We start from the raw sequence: 15,966 nt of genomic DNA, 5'->3' as shown, positions 1-15,966 counted from the left end.
CCGCCGCGGGCGTCGGGGCGCCGCCATTCGTGCTTACAATTCCGCCGTAACGCCACCGCGCGGTCACCGCCTCGATCACAAAAACACTGTCTGAAAGAGAGAAAACCCGCCACATGGACTCGATCAAACGCTACTTCGGTTTCGACGCCGTCGACACCAACCTGCGCACCGAAGTGCTGGCCGGCGCGACCACTTTCCTGACGATGGCCTACATCATCTTCGTGAACCCGGCGATTCTCGGCGACGCTGGCATGCCGAAGAGCGCGGTGTTCGTCGCGACCTGCCTCGTGGCCGCGCTCGCGTCGCTGATCATGGGTCTGTACGCGAATTACCCGATCGCGCTCGCGCCCGGCATGGGCCTGAACGCGTACTTCGCGTATACGGTCGTCAAGGGCATGGGCTACACGTGGCAGGCCGCGCTCGGCGCGGTGTTCATTTCCGGCTGCCTGTTCCTGATCGTCACGCTGTTCCGCGTGCGCGAGGTGATCGTCAAGGGCATTCCGCACTCGATCCGGATCGCGATCACCGGCGGCATCGGCCTCTTTCTCGCGATCATTTCGCTGAAGTCGGCCGGCGTCGTGGTCGGCAATCCGGCCACGCTCGTCACGCTCGGCAATCTGCATGACCCGCACGTCGTACTCGCCGCGATCGGCTTCTTCGGCATCGTCACGCTCGATCATATGCGTGTGCGCGGGGCGATCCTGATCGGTATCGTCGGCGTCACGATTCTGAGCTTTTTCTTCGGCGGCAACCAGTTTCACGGCATCGTGTCCGCGCCGCCGTCGATCGCGCCGACGCTGTTCCAGCTCGATATCCGCAGCGCGCTGTCGAGCGGCGTGCTGAACGTGGTGCTGGTGTTCTTCCTCGTCGAGCTGTTCGATGCGACCGGCACGCTGATGGGCGTCGCGAACCGCGCGGGGCTGCTGGTGGAAGGCAAGATGCATCGGCTGAACCGCGCGCTGCTCGCGGACAGCACCGCGATTCTCGCCGGCTCGATGCTCGGTACGTCGTCGACGACGGCGTATATCGAAAGCGCGTCGGGCGTGCAGGCCGGCGGCCGTACCGGCGTGACCGCGATCACGGTCGCGGTGTTGTTCGTCGCGGCGCTGTTTTTCGCGCCGCTCGCCGAAGTCGTGCCGCCGTATGCGACCGCGCCCGCGCTGCTGTACGTGTCATGCCTGATGCTGCGCGAAATGCTCGACCTGCCGTGGGACGACGCGACCGAAGTCGTCCCGGCCGCGCTGACCGCGCTGCTGATGCCGTTCACCTACTCGATCGCGAACGGCGTCGCGTTCGGCTTCATCTCGTACGCGGGGCTCAAGCTGCTGACGGGCCAGGCGCGCCAGGTGAAGCTGGTCGTGTGGATCATCGCGGGCGATTTTCCTGTTCCGGTATTTCTATCTCGGCAGCGAGTGAGCACCGGAGCTCGCGCGGCGGGGTGGTCGAATGTGTCGTCGGGCTCGGGGAGCGTTTATCATCCGATCTTTCGAACGACGATAGACCGGGTCGCGATAGACCGGGTCGCGATAGACCGGTCGCCCCAGCCGCCATGTCCTCATATCACCGCACCACGGACCGTTACACGAAACCCGCGATCTTTTTCCACTGGGTGACTTTTGTGCTGGTCGCGCTAGCGTATCTGGCCATCGAAATCCGTGGCCCGCGCGGCTCCGACAGTCGCGCGTTGTGGACCGGCGTGCATTACTGGGCGGGCACGCTGGTGCTCGGGCTGGCCGTGTTGCGGCTGCTATGGAGACTGTGGGCCGGCGCGCCGGAGGAACTGGAAAGCAACCGGCTGCTCGCTTTTCTCGCGCGCGCCGCGCACCTCGCGCTCTACGTGTTCATCTTCGCGCAGCCACTGCTCGGTATGCTGATGGTCAACGCGGGCGGGCGGCCGGTGTCGCTCGCATGGACGGACATCGGCTTCACGCTGATCCGTGCGGATTCGATCGCGCGGCCGCTGCTGAAGGACGCACACGAGTGGCTCGGCAACGTCTTCTATTGGGTAATCGGACTACATGCGCTCGCGGCGATCGCGCACCATCTGGTGTTCAAGGATCGGACGCTGCGGCGGATCGTTTGAGTTCGCCTCATAAAAACGCACGTAACCGCTTCTTAGCACCAGACACTGGGCGCGCGTTTCCGACAACAGCCGGCGCGTGGCGGCCTCGATGCGCGGCCGGTGCGTGTCGAACGCGACGATCATGTCCTCCAGCCGGGAAGACGCCGCGCCGAAATGATCTTCAAGCGCTTCCGCGGTAATCATGCACTCCACCCTTTGCCCATCGACCATTGCCGGAAACGCCAGGGTAAGTTCGCGACCTGAATATTCAGGCGCTTCGTTCGGAAAATGGATTTGCATGGGAGTCACCTGGAAGAGTGCGCGCACGATGCGCTCGGGTAATGGGCGCGCTGATTGCTTGCTGTCGCGTCCGCCGCTCTTTCCTCCTTGTCCGATGCAGTCGACGCGGGCCGTCACCTGAACGCGGCATAGTCAGTTCGCGCCGCGCGGAGGTGAATTGATTCACTTTAGACGAGTTCGGCCCAGGTGCAAGTTTTACTTTCTGCTGCGCGAATCCGACTCGTCGAACGGGCATTTCAGGCTCGCTCGCAGTTTGTCTTGCCCGCATCCGATCCCGTGTAAAGTGTCGCGCACTCAGCCACTGATCAATACGATGTCCGTCCCCACCCGCACGCCTGTGGTTCGCGTCGAGCCTCTCGGCCAGAGCTTCGAAGCGCCCGATTCGCTGACGATTCTCGAAGCCGCCGCGTTCGCGAATCTGCGTTTGCCGCGTTCGTGCCGCAACGGCACGTGCCGAACATGCCTGTGCCGCGTGACATCCGGGCGGGTGCGCTACTCGATTGAATGGCCCGGCGTGAGCCGCGAGGAAAAGGCGGACGGTTATATCCTGCCGTGCGTGGCGATGGCGGAAACCGACCTGGTGATCGAAGTGCCGGATGCGGTCGTGATACCGGCACGGTGAGTGGGAGCGCGAGCGAGAGGGCCAGGCGCCCCGCTCGCAGACGGCTTCGACGCCGCGTCCTAGCGCCCGTTGCCCATTGCTCGGGCGATTTTCTTGTCCGTGTTGTACTGGCTCAGCGCATACACGGACCAGATGGCCGCCGGCACCCAGCCGATCAGCGTGATCTGAAGAAGCAGGCAGATGATGCCCGCAAACGGACGGCCAATCGTGAAAAACTGCAACCACGGCAGAATGATGGCAAGCAAAAGACGCATTCGGTTTTCCTGTTCCTGTGGTTTCGGCAGCGTACGTTAGCCCGCGTGGGACGCGTCTGCCTCGTTGTTGAACTCATCGAGCGGCGCAAAGCGCGGCACCTCGACGCCTTCGTGCTCCACCCGCTCGAAAAATACCGTCGCTGGACGGGTCCAGATCGTACCATTGGCCGCCTTGTAGACGATCATCGTGACCGTCTGATCCGATTCCAGCGTGGCCTCGCAAACCAGTTCGTAAATGCCGCCTTTGTAGTGTCGGTAGCGCATCGTGTATGTCCTCATTCTGGGCGGCATCGAAGCATTTGCAGGCGCGGCGCGCCCGAGATTAGCCGCCCTCTTTCATCTGCTTCAGGATCTTGTAGACGGTGGCGCGGCCCATCGTCAGCACCGCGGCGACGTAGTTGGCCGAGCTGCGGCCGCGAAACGCGCCCTGCGCGTGCAGCGCCTCGACGATTTCACGCTTGTGTTCGCGCGTCAGCGCATTGATGCCGATCTGCCGGTCGCGCAACCACGTGTGCAGATAGGTGTTGATGCGGTCCTGCCAGTCGTCGCGGAACAGGTCGTCGGCGGCCGCCTCGGTCATCGTGCCGCCCTTGATGAACAGATCGAGCGTCGAGCGCACGTCCTCGAACACCGCGATGTTGAAGTTCACGCACAGCATGCCGGCGGGGTTGCCGTCGTCGTCGAACAGGATGTTGCTCACGCAGCGCATGCGGCGGCCGTCCCAGTTCAGTTTCTCGTAGGGACCGATGGTCTGGCCGCGCGCCGCGAAGTGCGCGTCGTCGAGCACCGACGGCGCACCCACCTCGAGCCGCGACAGATTGTTCACCAGATACGCGACGGTCTGATCGCGCAGGTCGTGAATCACCACTTCGGCGCACGGATAGAGCAGCGCGGCGATGCCGTCGGCGATCGGCGCGTAGCGCTTCAGCAGCAAGTCTTTGACAGGAGACACGTTCGGGTTGCGCATGGAAAAAACGCGAGGTTCGATGAAGGCGGCGCGCGCTAGCGAATGACGACGCTGCGAGGCGCCCGCAGCGGACGCCGGCGCGCGCGCTCGGTCCGCAATTCAGGAAGCCGCCATTGTAGCGGCCTCGCGCTGGCGCCGCGAATCAACGCCGAAGGGAATTTCGTCTACCTCGCTAGCGCATTCTTTTCATGCGATAAAGAGTCGTCGTGTTCGCCGCGAAGCCCCGCCAGCCGGGCGTTCTGGCCGCGCGCTGAAGTTTGCACTATCCAATCAGTCCTATTTCAGGCATTATGTTGCAATAGTTGCACCTCGCACCCATATAGCACTGGCAGCACCAGGCAGTCTCAAACCGGCATCTCCGCACCACCCCCGACAGTTCGACCGCCGCTTATCGGCGGTCCCGTCACTCCGGCAATGCGCCGCATGCATTCGCCGTCGCGAGAAGTACACCGAGCGGCTCAGCATCATGCGTACGGCGCGCGAATTGACGCGCCGCTTCGGCGTTTCGGTCGAATCCGCGTTTTCGCGCGACCGCTCGAGCCATTGTCATTGAGCCCGCCAGGTCTAGCAGGCCTGTGCCAACCATTTTGTCGCGGCGCGCCCATCGGTGCTGCGTCGCCGGTTCTTGTCGCAACGCGTCGAAGGTGCGCTTTCAGAAGCGGCACCATTCACGCGGCGCGCGGACCTCGCAATACAGGACACATTTTTCATGATTCCAGCCATCAAGACCTACAAGGGTTACGAAATTCACCCGCTCGTTTATCCGCGCCGCCCCGCGGGCGCGCAACCGACCCGCAATCCGGGCGCCGGCTACGACGCGTCGGTGCGCATCTGCCGCGTAGGCGCCAATCCGGCGGCCGACGGCCGGGTGTTTCGCCTGCAGTATCTGTTTCCGTTCGACGGCATGGGCAAGGCGCGCATCGCGTGCATGGCGCATGCGGAACGGCTGATCGACGGCGAGGTGAGCGGCCAATCGGTCGCCGATCTTTGAGCGGCGTCATCGGCGCGTCACTCATGTCGCGCAGCGTGCTTTCGGGCGCCGCTGCTTGTTCAACGAATCCACAGTCGCGCCGCTCGCAATGGCCCGCGGCCGATTTCCCCTTTATCCCATCGACCAGGAGTTATGCATGGCGAAAGAAGAACTGATTGAACTTGACGGTATCGTCGACGAAGTGCTTCCGGACAGCCGCTACCGCGTGACGCTCGACAACGGCGTGGTGGTCGGCGCTTATGCGTCCGGACGCATGCGCAAGAACCATATCCGTATTCTCGCGGGGGATCGCGTAACGCTCGAATTGTCGGTCTACGACCTGACCAAGGGGCGGATCAATTTCCGCCACAAGGACGAGCGTTCGAGCGGTGGCGGTGCGCCACGGCCGGCGCAGCATGGGGCGCGGCGGAGGTAAGCAGCGGTAAAGGCGCCGCGCCGCGTACCCTCGTGCAGGTGACGCGGGCAGGCCGCCCGAACTACAGGCGTAAGCGCGAGGCCCTCAGACTCGCGCAATACCTCCCGACTACGCTTTCCGCATCAAGCCGGTCCGTCAGCCTCGCCGTGTCAGCGCGCGAAATCGGCGTCTTCCCCGACCGCCCAAACACCCCCAAATCCTCCCCACTCGCGCTTTTGCGCACCTGTGTTCGACCACCCGCTCCTCGCCGGCTGCATCGCCGCGATGATGGCGCTGACGTTGCTGTTTTCGCCGCGCAGTGATTCGCGCTGGCTTTGAGGCATCGGCCGCGGCGCACGCGATGCGCCGCTTCGGTGCATCGGGCGTCTGCGGTCTTGCATGCCCCGCGCCGGTGCAGCGCGAACCGCGGGACCACATTGCCGCTTTCGTCGATGATTCGCAGCCATCGCCCGCAATAAGCCCGATCAGTCCGCGCCATTCGCGCGCGCAACCTCCGACAAGCCTCGCCAAGCCCCGCCGCACTGGGACTGGCATAGCTATTGCTTTATCAGGAGTCAGTTGTCCTTTCCACCGACTCCATGCTGCGTGTTCTTCTTGTCACCGACACCGACAAACCCATCGGCGATCTGCGCGACGCGCTCGCCCTGTCAGGTTGCGAGATGCTCGCGGGCACCGCATCGCCGCAGGCGCTGCATCGCGCGGTGCAGGACGAGCGGCCCGACGTCATCATCATCGATACGGAGTCGCCGTCGCGCGATACGCTCGAACAGCTCGCCGTGATGCACGCGACCGCGCCGCGCCCTGTGCTGATGTTCAGCCACGACGCGAACCAGCAATTGATCCGCGAAGCGGTCAACGCCGGCGTCACCGCGTATCTGGTCGAAGGCCTCGCGACGGAACGGCTTGCGCCGATTCTCGAAGTCGCGCTCGCACGTTTCGCGCAGGAGTCGCAATTGCGCGAGCGGCTCGCGCAGGCCGAAAACGAACTGGCCGAGCGCAAGCTGATCGATCGCGCGAAACGCCTGCTGATGGATCAGCAGAAACTCACCGAGCCGGCCGCCTACGCGAGTCTGCGCAAACGCGCGATGAACCAGGGCGTCAAACTCGCCGAGGTCGCGCGCGAGGTCGTCGCGTCGGCCGGCTCGCTCAAATGATGCGCTCATGAATCCAGCCACTCCCGTCACCGCGGCGCCCTTTGCGGGGCCGCCTGAAAAGACCCATCTGCGGCTCGGCTTCGTCGCGTTGTCCGACGCGGCGCCGCTGATCGCCGCAAAGCTGCTCGAGTTCGGCCACGCGCATGGACTGACGCTCGAACTGTGCCGTCAGCCATCGTGGGCCGCCGTGCGTGACAAGCTGCTATCGGGCGATCTCGATGCCGCGCACACGCTCTACGGCCTCGTGTACGGCGTGCAGCTCGGCCTCGGCGGCCCGCGCACCGACATGGCCGTGCTGATGGTACTGAACCGCAACGGCCAGGCGATCACGCTGTCGAATCGGCTCGCCGATGCGCTCGCGAAGCACCGCACCTCGGGTGGCACCTTACGCGAGGCGCTCGCGACGCTCGGTCGCAAGCCGGTGTTCGCGCACACCTTCCCCACCGGCACGCACGCGATGTGGCTGTACTACTGGCTCGCGGCGCAAGGCGTCGACCCGTTGCGCGACATCGACAGCGTCGCGATTCCGCCGCCGCAGATGGTCGCCGCGCTCGCCGAAGACCGGCTCGACGGCCTGTGCGTCGGCGAGCCGTGGAATGCGATGGCCGAGGCGCATGGCGTCGGCAGAACGATCGCTGATTCGAGCGAGATATGGCCCGAGCATCCCGACAAGGTGCTCGCCTGCCGACGCGATTTCGTCGACGCGCATCCGCGCACGACGCGCGCGCTCGTGCAGACCATGCTCGAAGCGTGCCGCTGGCTCGATGGTGCCGGACATCGCGACGAGATCGCGCGCTGGCTCGCGCGGCCCGATTACATCGGTATCGACGAGACGCTGATCGCCGCGCGGCTCGGCGACCCGCTCGACCCGGTGAACCCGCGCCGCCTGCCGATGCGTTTCTTCGACGACGGCGCGGTCAACTATCCGCATCCATTCGAAGGCGCGTGGTTCTTCACGCAGTTCGAGCGCTGGGGAATCGTCGATGCGCGCAACGATTACGAAGCGATCGCCGCGAGCATCAACCAGACACAGCTGTATCGCGAGGCTGCCGCGCGCGTGAACGTGGCGGTGCCGCGCGAGGATGTGACACGCGAATTGATCGATGGCGAAGTGTGGGGAAGCGGCTCGCCATCCGCCGCTTATGCGCGGCGTTTTGCGATCCGCCGCTAAGCGGACCGCACGCGAAAGCTCACGGTGATGTGCCGACTGTCCGCGCGCCGCCAGCGGCGCTGATGCGGACAGCCTGCGTTGCCGCTCGAACTCGCCCTAGAAGTTGTATTTGTCGATATTGCTCGCATCGAACGTGGTCGGCGGTCCGAGAATGATCTCGCCTTGCGCGCCGATCGTGCGCTTGCCGAGCTTGCCGGCGTCGAACGTTTCGCCCTCCTTACCCGTGATCTTGCCCGACGCGAGCGACGCCGCCGCGTACGCGGCCAGATAGCCGAGCTCGTTCGGATCCCACAACTGGAATGCGGTCACGGTGCCGTTCTTCACGAACGCGCGCATCTGGTTCGGCGTGCCGAGCCCCGTCACCGCGACCTTGCCCTTGCTCGACGACGACGAAATATAGCGCGCCGCCGCCGCGATGCCGACCGTCGTCGGCGCGACGATCGCCTTCAGGTTCGGATACGCCTGCAGCAAACCCTGGGTTTCGACGAAGGACTTCTGATCGTCGTCGTTGCCGTACGCGATCTTGACGAGTTTGATCTTCGAGTACTCCGGTTTCTTCAGCTCCTCCTGCATCCACTTGATCCACGTGTTCTGGTTCGTCGCGTTCGGCGTCGCCGACAGGATCGCGAACTCGCCGTCGCCGCCCATCAGCTTCGCCACCAGTTGCACCTGGCCACGGCCGATGCCCTCCGCGTTCGCCTGATTGACGAACAGCTGGCGGCCTTCCGGCGCGGTATCGGAGTCGAACGTAACGACCTTGATGCCTTGGCCCATCGCCTTCTTCAGATAGGGCACCACCGCGTTCGCATCGTTGGCGGCAATCACGATCGCGTCCTGGCGCTGCGTGATCAGCGTGTTGATGTACGACACCTGCGACGACGCGCCCGCATCCGACGGCCCGACCGCCTTGCCGACGCCGCCGAATTCCTTGATCGCGGCGAGGCCGCCGTCGTCGGCGATCACTTCGTACGGGTTGTTGATCTGCTTCGGCACGAACGCGATCTTCAGCCCGCTTTTGAGGTCCGCGGCGAACGCGCCGCCGCAGCTGATCGCGAGCAACGCGGCGCAGAGCGCGGCCATACCGGTGTGACGTAGAGGTTTGAACATGAAGTGTCTCCTGCGTTGTTGTTGGACAGATAGGGGAAGCTAGGTCGGGGATGAAGAAGACGCGGCGGCGGACTTCGCGATGAAACGCCGGTCGCGCGCCGCACGCCAGCGCGCGACGAGGTTCGGGATCAGCACCGACGCGAGCAGCAGCACGCCGGTCACGATGGTCAGCGTTTCGCTCGATACGTCGTCGAGCGTCAACGCGTTCTTCAGCACGCCGATGATCAGCAGCGACAACAGCACGCCGACCATCGAGCCGCGTCCGCCGAAAATGCTGACGCCACCGAACAGCACCGCCGCGATCACCGACAGCTCGAAGCCTTCGCCGTTATCGCCGCGCGCACTCGTGAAACGCAGCGTATAGACGATGCCGGCGAGCGCGCTGACGAGACCCGACAGCACGAACAGGCGCAAGCGGATCTTCGCGACCTCGATGCCGGAGAACGCGGCGGCGGTCGGATTCGCGCCGATCGCATACAGGCTGCGGCCGAACGCGGTGGCTTGCAGCAACACGGTGAATAGCACGGCGGCGACGATCACGATGACGAACGGCAACGGAATGAACGTGGGCCCGAGCGTGTTCATGCCGAACGCCGTATAAGCGGCCGGAAAATCCGCGACCGCCTGATCGCCGAGCAGCACATACGCGAGACCGCGAAATAGCGCGAGCGTACCGATCGTGACCGCGAGCGACGGCAGGTTCAGCCTGACGATCACGAGTCCGTTCAGCAGACCCGCCAACGCGCCCGCAGCCAGAACCAGAACGATCACGACCGGCATCGGCAGGCCCATGTGCCACAGCACGCCCATCAACGCGCTCGATGCGCCCAGCACCGACGCGACCGACAGATCGATTTCGGCGGCGACGATGATCAGCGTCATCGGCAGCGCCATCAGCGCGATCTCGGTCAGATCGGCGAGCACGTTGCTCAGGTTCGCGCCGCTCAGAAACACCGGCGACAGCCAGCGCCCCAGCACCAGCGACGCGATCAGCACGATCACCAGCAACACTTCCCATTGCAGCGGCGTTTCGCGCTTGCGCGTGAGCAGCGCGGAATCGGGTTTAGCCATGATCGCGTTTCCTCATCATGCGTTTGGCGACGGAGCGGGCCAGCAGCGTATCGGCGGCGATCGCGGCAACGATCAGCGCGCCCTGGATCGCCTGCTCCCAGAACGGCGACACGTGCAGCACGACGAGCGCGATGCTGATCACGCCGAGCACGAGCGCACCGAGCGTCGCGCCGAGGATCGTGCCGACGCCGCCCGTAATCGCGACACTGCCGACCACCGCCGCCGCGACGACCTGCAATTCGATGCCCTTCGCGGTGCTGGCATCGACGGTGCCGAAGCGCGCGAGCCACAATGCGCCGGCAAAGCCCGCAATCGCGCCGGACAGCAGAAAGCCCGACATCACGCGCCGCTCGACGTTCACGCCCGCGAGCCGCGCGGCCTCTGGATTCGAGCCGATCGCGTAGTGCTCGCGACCGCCGCGAAACTGCTTCAGATACACCGACAGGCCGGCAAGTACGACGATCGCGATCAGCGCGAGCGTCGGGATGCCGAGCAGCGTGCCGGTCGCGAGCCGCGAGTACGCGTCGGGCAGGCTGGTCGCGTTGATCTGGCCGCCGTGCACCCACGCGTAATCGGCCCCACGAAAGATATACAGCGTCGACAGCGTCGCGACCAGCGACGGCACGCGCCCCACCGCGACCAGCAACGCATTGATGCCGCCCGCGACGAGCCCGATCGCGAGCCCCGCGGCCAGCGCGACGAGCACCGGCATATGCGGAAACGCAACGTACAGGCTCCCCACCGCGTATGCGCTGACACCCACCGTCGAGCCGACCGACAGATCGATATGCCGCATCAGAATCACGACGGTCATGCCGGCCGTCAGCAGACCGATGATCGACACGTTCAGCAGCACGTCGCGCAAGTTCTGCAGATTCAGGAACTGCGGCTTCGCGAGCCCGGTCCCCACGATCAGCAGGATCAGCACGACGAACAACGTGGTTTCGCGGCTCTTCGCGATGTTCGCGACGAGACCGCCCGACGAAGCGGCGGAACGCTTGGGCAGCGACTGCCGCACCGGCGCGGGATGGGTCGAATGGCGCATCATGCTGCACGTCCCAATGGTGACAGTCCCTGACCGAGCGCGGCGCCCATGATGCGCTCCTCGTTCGCGTCGGCGCGCGCGATTTCCGCGCCGATGCGGCCTTCGTGCATCACGAGCACGCGATCGGCCATGCCGAGCACTTCGGGCAGCTCGCTCGAAATCATCAGCACCGCCATGCCATCGCGCACGAGTTCGGCCAGCGCGCCATACACCTCGGCTTTCGCGCCAACGTCGATGCCGCGCGTCGGTTCGTCGATGATCAGCACTTTCGGGCCGGTGGCGAGCCACTTGCCGAGCACGACCTTCTGCTGGTTACCGCCGGACAGCGTGCCGACCGGCGCGCTCGGGTCGCCCGCTTTCAGGCGCAGACGCGTGCCCCACTTGTTGGCGAGCTGCGTTTCGCTGCGCGTCGAAACGAGGCCATGCCGCACGAGCCGGCCGAGCACCGTCATCGACGCATTGCGCGCGATGCTCAGTTCGAGCGCGAGCCCTTGCTGGCGACGATCTTCCGGCACCAGCGCGAGCCCGGCGCGCACCGCGGCCGCGGGCTTGCCGCAGTCGAGCCGCTTGCCGGCCAGCCATACTTCGCCCGAGTCGAGCGGATCGATGCCGAAAATCGCACGCGCGACCTCGCTGCGTCCCGCGCCGACGAGGCCCGCGAGCGCGACGATCTCGCCGGCGCGCACGTCGAACGAGACATCCTTGAACACGCCTATGCGCGTCAGGCCGCGCACCGACAGACGCACGTCGCCCGGTGTGCAATCGGCCTTCGGATAGAACGTTTCCAGATCGCGGCCGACCATCTTTGCGACGATCGCGTCGGTGCTCAGATCGGCGGTCGGCGCGTCGAAGACCTTCGCGCCATCTCGCATGATCGTCACGCGCTGCGTCAGCGCGAATACTTCGTCGAGCCGGTGCGTGATGAACAGAATCGCGACGTCGCGTTCGCGCAGCTTGCGCACGATCGCGAAGAGCCGCTCGACTTCGGGCAGCGACAACGCGGCCGTCGGTTCATCCATGATCAGCACGCTCGCGTTCAGCGACAACGCCTTCGCGATTTCGATCACCTGCTGATCCGCGATCGACAGACCGCGCACCAGTTGATCCGCGCGCAGCTCGACGCCGAGCGACGCCAGCAATCCGTCCACTTCGCGATGCATCGTGTCGTACTGGATGCGGCCGAAGCGGTCGACCGGCTGCCGGCCCATGAAGATGTTCTCGGAGATCGACAGATCGAAGAACAGCGTCGGCTCCTGATAGATGACCGCAAGCCCGGCGTCGCGTGCTTCGGCCGGCGTCGCGAAGCGGCGTGGCTCGCCGTTCACCAGCAACTCGCCGGCATCGGGCTGATGCACGCCGGCGAGAATTTTGACGAGCGTCGATTTGCCCGCGCCGTTCTCGCCGAGCAGCGCATGCACCTCGCCTGGCCACAGCACGAGATCGCCGTCGGATAGCGCGCGCACCCGGCCGAAGGATTTGCTCGCGTGCCGCAACTCGAGTCGCGGCACCGCGGAATGGGATGGCTGCACTGCGTGTCTCCTGAGCGGTTGCTTCTATGGTTCTTGGTCCGTGCGCACGCGGCATCAGATTCGGTAATAGCGTTCCGCGTTACACCGAAACAGCGCGTCTTTTTCAGCCTCGCTCGCATCGGCGACGATCGCCGCATACGCGCACCACAAATCCGTGTACGAACCGAACAGCCGGTCGACCGGAAAGTTCGACGCGAACATCGCGCGTTCGACGCCGAACGTATCGATCGTTTCGAGCACGTACGGCCGCAGGCTTTCGACCGTCCAGTGATGATCGAACATCGCGAGCCCGCTGATCTTCACCGCGATGTTCGGACATGCCGCGAGCAAGCGCATGCCTTCGCGCCACGCCCGGTAACCGGCCACGCTATGACGATCGACGAACATGCCGGCATGATTGACGATCAACAGCGTGTCCGCATGGGCACGCGCGAGCGCGGCCGCCTCTTGCATTTGCGACGGATAGAGTTGCAGATCGAACGACAGATCGTACCGGCGCAGCAACGCGAAATGCTCGCGCCACTGCGACTCGCGCATGTAATGACGGCCGACGTAATCGAACAGCTTATTGTCGTGCACGTTCAGAATCTGCCGGATGCCGCGCGTATTCGCGAACGAAGCATGCGCTTCGAGCAACGCGGGCGCGTTCTGCGCGGACAGATCCACGCCCGCGACGATCGCATTCGGCATGCCGCGCGAAGCTTTGCGATCCGCAATCGACTGCAACCAGCGCGTCTCTTCGACAGGATCGGCCGGATCGTGATTCGCCTCGACGTGCACGAGCTTTAGCACGTCGATGTCGCCCGCCTCACCGAGCAGATCGTCGAGCAGGTAGTCGTGCTTCAGATCGCGCGCATCGCCGACGAACGACACGCCCGGGTTCTCCAGCCACGGATAGCGATGCGTCTTCAGATCCCACAGATGGATATGCGAATCGACAACCTGCATGCGGCACCTTGTTCGGGTGAAAAGCGTTTCGAGGTTCGTGCGTCGTCGCGGGGTCAAGCTGGGTTCAGCGCGACTCAATGACTGAGATGAAAGACCGGTTCGAGCGTCTGCGACAGCGGTGTATGATCCGGCGCGGTCTGCATGATGTCAGCCATGTAATCCCACCATTTGCGCATCACGTCGAGTTGCGGTAACTGGTCCATCGTGTGATCGCTGGTGCGCGACAGCACCGCGAACAGATGATGCGTGTCGGGGTCGAAGAAAATCCGGTAGTCGCGCACGCCGGCGTTGTGCAACGCGTCAACCAGCTCGGGCCAGATCTGCGCGTGACGCCGTTCGTATTCTTCGCGCATGCCGGGGTTGAGCACCAACCGGAAAGCGATTGTCTCCATTGCGGCCTGTCTCCTGTCGCGCCATTCAACGAACTATAATTCCTGCGTCGATAGCCTCTCAATCCGTTGTTGGGATTGGGCGATCCACAAACCGAATCGCACTGGCCCCCACACTGGCACCATGAGCCAACATTCAGCCGCCGTCGCCCTCGTCAATCGTCTCAAGTTCAAGCATCTCGCCCTGCTCGTCGCGCTCGACGACGCCCGCAACCTGCACCAGGCCGCGGAGGCCGTCAACGTCGCGCAACCGAGCGCAAGCCGCATGCTCGGCGACATCGAGGAAGCATTCGGCTTCCTGCTGTTCGAGCGCAACGCGCGCGGCATGACGCCGACGCCGCTCGGCGTCGTCACGCTCGCTTACGCGCGCCGTGCCCTCGCCGAGCTGACGCGCTTCGCCGAAGACCTCGACGTCAAACGCCGCGGCGGTCACGGACAGCTGACCGTCGGCGCGATCATGGGCGCCGCGCCCGATCTGCTGGCGATGTCGGTCGCCGTGCTGAAGACCGAAAGCCCGCTGCTCAACGTGCGCATCCTCGGCGAAACGAGCGACCAGGTCGTCCAATTGCTGCATCGCCGCGAGGTCGACCTCGCGCTGGGGCGGCTGACCAGTCCTTTGCAGCACAACGACTTCACTTTCGAGCCGCTCGCGCGCGAAACGCTGCTGCTCGTCGTGCGTGCCGTGCATCCGCTCGCGCGGCGCGCCCGCATCACGTTGCGCGAACTCGTTGCGTGGCCGTGGGTGGCGCAACCGGTCACGAGTCCGGCGCGCGTGCTGTTCGAGGAAGAACTCGCGCGCGCGGGGCTCGCCACGCCGGTCAATCTGACTGAATGCGCGTCGATCTTCGCGACGCTGCAATTGCTCGAGAATTACGATGCGGTCGCGATGCTGCCGGAGTCTGTCGTGCGCGATCATGTGCGCGGCGGCCTGCTGGTCGCGCTGCCGCTCGAAATCGGCAAAAGCCTCGCGGGGTTCGGCATTCTCACGCGCAAGGAAGAGCCGCTCGCGGAGCCGGCGCTGCGTCTGATCGAGCTGCTGCGCGGCTTCTCGCGCAACCTCACGCGCGACAATCCGGCCGCCGCCCCCGGCACGCCGACCACGCCCGCCACGGTCAATTGACGCCCGCATCGCGCGTCGCTCATTGCAGGTTCACGAACAGGCCGCCGTCGACCAGCAGCGCGGCGCCCGTCACATAGCGCGCGCGGTCCGACGCGAGGAACACGACGCAATCGGCGACGTCGTCGGGATGCCCGAGGCGACCGAGCGGAATGCGCTTCTCGAAGTAAGCTTTCTTCGCTTCATCGGCGAGGTCTTCGGCATTCAGATCAGTGGCGATCGTGCCGGGCATCACCGAGTTGCAGCGGATGCCGAACGGCCCCAATGCTATCGCGCACGACTGCATCAGCGAATGCACGCCGGCCTTGGTCGGCGTGTAATGCGTCTGCATGCCGCCGCCCACCAATGCGCTGATCGAACTCGTCGCGACGATCGCGCCGCCGGTGCCCTGCTTTTTCATCTGCTGCGCGGCGGCCTGCGTCACGAAGAACGCGCCGCTCAGATTAACCGCGACCGTCGATTCGAGCACGTCCGCGGGCATGTCGAGAAACGCGTGGAATGGGCAGATGCCGGCATTGCTCGCGAGCACGTCGAGCTTGCCGAACGCATCGACGGTCCGGCGCACCAGCTCCTGACCGGTTTCGCGCGCCGCGACGTTGCCCTCCACCGCGATCACGCGCCGGCCCAACGCCTCGATTTCGCCGACCACTTCCGCGACCGCCGAGCGGCGGCCATACGATGCGTCGTTGTCGCCCCAGTAGTTGATCGCCACGTCCGCGCCTTCGCGGGCGCAGGCCACCGCGATCGCGCGTCCGATGCCGCGCGAGCCGCCGGTGACGATCACGACTTTGTCCTTGAGCAGCACCTGAGTCTCCTTTGCGGGG

Annotated in this window: 18 protein-coding genes and 1 pseudogene; 8 read left to right on the top strand and 11 right to left on the bottom strand. The window is 65.0% G+C overall.

Annotation, left to right across the window (positions count from 1 at the left end; genetic code table 11):
- Window positions 1-113: 113 nt before the first annotated feature.
- Together OKW43_RS09860 and OKW43_RS09855 are read left to right on the top strand one after the other, a co-directional pair.
- Window positions 114-1,416 (top strand): annotated as a pseudogene (locus OKW43_RS09860) (NCS2 family permease).
- A gap of 133 nt (window positions 1,417-1,549) precedes the next feature.
- Window positions 1,550-2,083 carry a cytochrome b gene (locus OKW43_RS09855; RefSeq protein WP_187634094.1) on the top strand — a complete coding sequence of 178 codons (534 nt, stop codon included), beginning with the start codon at window positions 1,550-1,552 and terminating at the stop codon, window positions 2,081-2,083.
- On the opposite strand, the gene OKW43_RS09850 is transcribed toward OKW43_RS09855, so the two are convergent.
- Complete coding sequence (locus tag OKW43_RS09850) at window positions 2,015-2,362, bottom strand: DUF1488 domain-containing protein (RefSeq protein ID WP_429446885.1); 348 nt, start codon at window positions 2,360-2,362, stop codon at window positions 2,015-2,017. The genes OKW43_RS09855 and OKW43_RS09850 overlap by 69 nt on opposite strands.
- A gap of 313 nt (window positions 2,363-2,675) precedes the next feature.
- Here OKW43_RS09850 and OKW43_RS09845 point away from each other — a divergent pair, with 313 nt between their 5' ends.
- On the top strand, window positions 2,676-2,984 hold the full coding sequence (locus OKW43_RS09845; protein WP_429446883.1) for a 2Fe-2S iron-sulfur cluster-binding protein: 309 nt from the start codon (window positions 2,676-2,678) through the stop codon (window positions 2,982-2,984).
- A 59-nt stretch (window positions 2,985-3,043) separates the two neighbouring features.
- Here OKW43_RS09845 and OKW43_RS09840 read toward each other — a convergent pair whose 3' ends face one another.
- The 3 genes from OKW43_RS09840 to OKW43_RS09830 are packed head-to-tail and all read right to left on the bottom strand — an operon-like array spanning window position 3,044 to window position 4,205.
- On the bottom strand, window positions 3,044-3,238 hold the full coding sequence (locus tag OKW43_RS09840; protein ID WP_187634091.1) for a YqaE/Pmp3 family membrane protein: 195 nt from the start codon (window positions 3,236-3,238) through the stop codon (window positions 3,044-3,046).
- 36 nt (window positions 3,239-3,274) lie between these two features.
- Window positions 3,275-3,517 carry a DUF1653 domain-containing protein gene (locus OKW43_RS09835; RefSeq protein ID WP_246530035.1) on the bottom strand — a complete coding sequence of 81 codons (243 nt, stop codon included), beginning with the start codon at window positions 3,515-3,517 and terminating at the stop codon, window positions 3,275-3,277.
- 43 nt (window positions 3,518-3,560) lie between these two features.
- Window positions 3,561-4,205, bottom strand: coding sequence for a helix-turn-helix transcriptional regulator (locus OKW43_RS09830; RefSeq protein ID WP_187634089.1), 645 nt, complete (start codon window positions 4,203-4,205; stop codon window positions 3,561-3,563).
- 709 nt (window positions 4,206-4,914) lie between these two features.
- Here OKW43_RS09830 and OKW43_RS09825 point away from each other — a divergent pair.
- The 4 genes from OKW43_RS09825 (at window position 4,915) to OKW43_RS09810 (ending at window position 7,936) form a co-directional block, all read left to right on the top strand.
- Window positions 4,915-5,196, top strand: a complete 282-nt coding sequence (locus OKW43_RS09825) for a hypothetical protein (RefSeq protein WP_187634088.1) — start codon at window positions 4,915-4,917, stop codon at window positions 5,194-5,196.
- Between the two features lie 136 nt (window positions 5,197-5,332).
- Window positions 5,333-5,611 (top strand): translation initiation factor IF-1, encoded by a 279-nt coding sequence (infA, locus tag OKW43_RS09820; RefSeq protein ID WP_027196184.1) that lies wholly within the window; start codon window positions 5,333-5,335, stop codon window positions 5,609-5,611.
- A 578-nt stretch (window positions 5,612-6,189) separates the two neighbouring features.
- On the top strand, window positions 6,190-6,765 hold the full coding sequence (locus OKW43_RS09815; protein ID WP_187634087.1) for an ANTAR domain-containing response regulator: 576 nt from the start codon (window positions 6,190-6,192) through the stop codon (window positions 6,763-6,765).
- Between the two features lie 7 nt (window positions 6,766-6,772).
- Window positions 6,773-7,936 (top strand): CmpA/NrtA family ABC transporter substrate-binding protein, encoded by a 1,164-nt coding sequence (locus tag OKW43_RS09810; protein ID WP_187634086.1) that lies wholly within the window; start codon window positions 6,773-6,775, stop codon window positions 7,934-7,936.
- A 96-nt stretch (window positions 7,937-8,032) separates the two neighbouring features.
- Here the strand turns inward: OKW43_RS09810 and rhaS are convergent, their stop codons facing one another.
- From rhaS to rhaM, 6 genes are all read right to left on the bottom strand, one after another.
- Window positions 8,033-9,043, bottom strand: a complete 1,011-nt coding sequence (gene rhaS / locus OKW43_RS09805) for a rhamnose ABC transporter substrate-binding protein (protein ID WP_429446879.1) — start codon at window positions 9,041-9,043, stop codon at window positions 8,033-8,035.
- A gap of 39 nt (window positions 9,044-9,082) precedes the next feature.
- Window positions 9,083-10,114 carry an ABC transporter permease gene (locus OKW43_RS09800; RefSeq protein WP_187634084.1) on the bottom strand — a complete coding sequence of 344 codons (1,032 nt, stop codon included), beginning with the start codon at window positions 10,112-10,114 and terminating at the stop codon, window positions 9,083-9,085.
- Window positions 10,107-11,162, bottom strand: a complete 1,056-nt coding sequence (locus tag OKW43_RS09795; RefSeq protein ID WP_187634083.1) for an ABC transporter permease — start codon at window positions 11,160-11,162, stop codon at window positions 10,107-10,109. The genes OKW43_RS09800 and OKW43_RS09795 overlap by 8 nt, the downstream gene beginning before the upstream one ends.
- Complete coding sequence (locus OKW43_RS09790) at window positions 11,159-12,688, bottom strand: sugar ABC transporter ATP-binding protein (RefSeq protein ID WP_429446876.1); 1,530 nt, start codon at window positions 12,686-12,688, stop codon at window positions 11,159-11,161. Before OKW43_RS09790 ends, OKW43_RS09795 begins: the two co-directional genes overlap by 4 nt.
- A 54-nt stretch (window positions 12,689-12,742) precedes the next feature.
- Window positions 12,743-13,636 (bottom strand): amidohydrolase family protein, encoded by an 894-nt coding sequence (locus tag OKW43_RS09785; RefSeq protein WP_429446874.1) that lies wholly within the window; start codon window positions 13,634-13,636, stop codon window positions 12,743-12,745.
- A gap of 74 nt (window positions 13,637-13,710) precedes the next feature.
- Window positions 13,711-14,028 (bottom strand): L-rhamnose mutarotase, encoded by a 318-nt coding sequence (rhaM, locus tag OKW43_RS09780; protein ID WP_429446872.1) that lies wholly within the window; start codon window positions 14,026-14,028, stop codon window positions 13,711-13,713.
- Window positions 14,029-14,149: 121 nt separating this feature from the next.
- On the opposite strand from rhaM, the gene OKW43_RS09775 reads away from it, so the two are divergent.
- The gene (locus OKW43_RS09775; RefSeq protein ID WP_187634079.1) at window positions 14,150-15,145 is read left to right on the top strand and encodes a LysR family transcriptional regulator; all 996 of its coding nucleotides are present in this window, start codon (window positions 14,150-14,152) and stop codon (window positions 15,143-15,145) included.
- 19 nt (window positions 15,146-15,164) lie between these two features.
- Here the strand turns inward: OKW43_RS09775 and OKW43_RS09770 are convergent, their stop codons facing one another.
- Entirely contained in the window at window positions 15,165-15,947 is a 783-nt protein-coding gene (locus tag OKW43_RS09770) for an SDR family NAD(P)-dependent oxidoreductase (protein WP_429446869.1), read from the bottom strand.
- Window positions 15,948-15,966 lie beyond the last annotated feature (19 nt).

It is taken from the genome of Paraburkholderia sp. WC7.3g (assembly GCF_050436345.1).
Classification (GTDB): Bacteria; Pseudomonadota; Gammaproteobacteria; order Burkholderiales; family Burkholderiaceae; genus Paraburkholderia; species Paraburkholderia podalyriae.
Note: the sequence above shows the minus strand (reverse complement) of the source record. Positions and strands in the feature narration are given on the sequence as shown.

What these genes read in the sequence shown, in the direction of transcription:
- OKW43_RS09855 (WP_187634094.1), top strand. Translation starts at nt 1,550, where the DNA reads ATGTCCTCATATCACCGCACCACGGACCGTTACACGAAACCCGCGATC.
- OKW43_RS09850 (WP_429446885.1), bottom strand. Translation starts at nt 2,362, where the DNA reads ATGCAAATCCATTTTCCGAACGAAGCGCCTGAATATTCAGGTCGCGAA.
- OKW43_RS09845 (WP_429446883.1), top strand. Translation starts at nt 2,676, where the DNA reads ATGTCCGTCCCCACCCGCACGCCTGTGGTTCGCGTCGAGCCTCTCGGC.
- OKW43_RS09840 (WP_187634091.1), bottom strand. Translation starts at nt 3,238, where the DNA reads ATGCGTCTTTTGCTTGCCATCATTCTGCCGTGGTTGCAGTTTTTCACG.
- OKW43_RS09835 (WP_246530035.1), bottom strand. Translation starts at nt 3,517, where the DNA reads ATGAGGACATACACGATGCGCTACCGACACTACAAAGGCGGCATTTAC.
- OKW43_RS09830 (WP_187634089.1), bottom strand. Translation starts at nt 4,205, where the DNA reads ATGCGCAACCCGAACGTGTCTCCTGTCAAAGACTTGCTGCTGAAGCGC.
- OKW43_RS09825 (WP_187634088.1), top strand. Translation starts at nt 4,915, where the DNA reads ATGATTCCAGCCATCAAGACCTACAAGGGTTACGAAATTCACCCGCTC.
- infA (WP_027196184.1), top strand. Translation starts at nt 5,333, where the DNA reads ATGGCGAAAGAAGAACTGATTGAACTTGACGGTATCGTCGACGAAGTG.
- OKW43_RS09815 (WP_187634087.1), top strand. Translation starts at nt 6,190, where the DNA reads ATGCTGCGTGTTCTTCTTGTCACCGACACCGACAAACCCATCGGCGAT.
- OKW43_RS09810 (WP_187634086.1), top strand. Translation starts at nt 6,773, where the DNA reads ATGAATCCAGCCACTCCCGTCACCGCGGCGCCCTTTGCGGGGCCGCCT.
- rhaS (WP_429446879.1), bottom strand. Translation starts at nt 9,043, where the DNA reads ATGTTCAAACCTCTACGTCACACCGGTATGGCCGCGCTCTGCGCCGCG.
- OKW43_RS09800 (WP_187634084.1), bottom strand. Translation starts at nt 10,114, where the DNA reads ATGGCTAAACCCGATTCCGCGCTGCTCACGCGCAAGCGCGAAACGCCG.
- OKW43_RS09795 (WP_187634083.1), bottom strand. Translation starts at nt 11,162, where the DNA reads ATGATGCGCCATTCGACCCATCCCGCGCCGGTGCGGCAGTCGCTGCCC.
- OKW43_RS09785 (WP_429446874.1), bottom strand. Translation starts at nt 13,636, where the DNA reads ATGCAGGTTGTCGATTCGCATATCCATCTGTGGGATCTGAAGACGCAT.
- rhaM (WP_429446872.1), bottom strand. Translation starts at nt 14,028, where the DNA reads ATGGAGACAATCGCTTTCCGGTTGGTGCTCAACCCCGGCATGCGCGAA.
- OKW43_RS09775 (WP_187634079.1), top strand. Translation starts at nt 14,150, where the DNA reads ATGAGCCAACATTCAGCCGCCGTCGCCCTCGTCAATCGTCTCAAGTTC.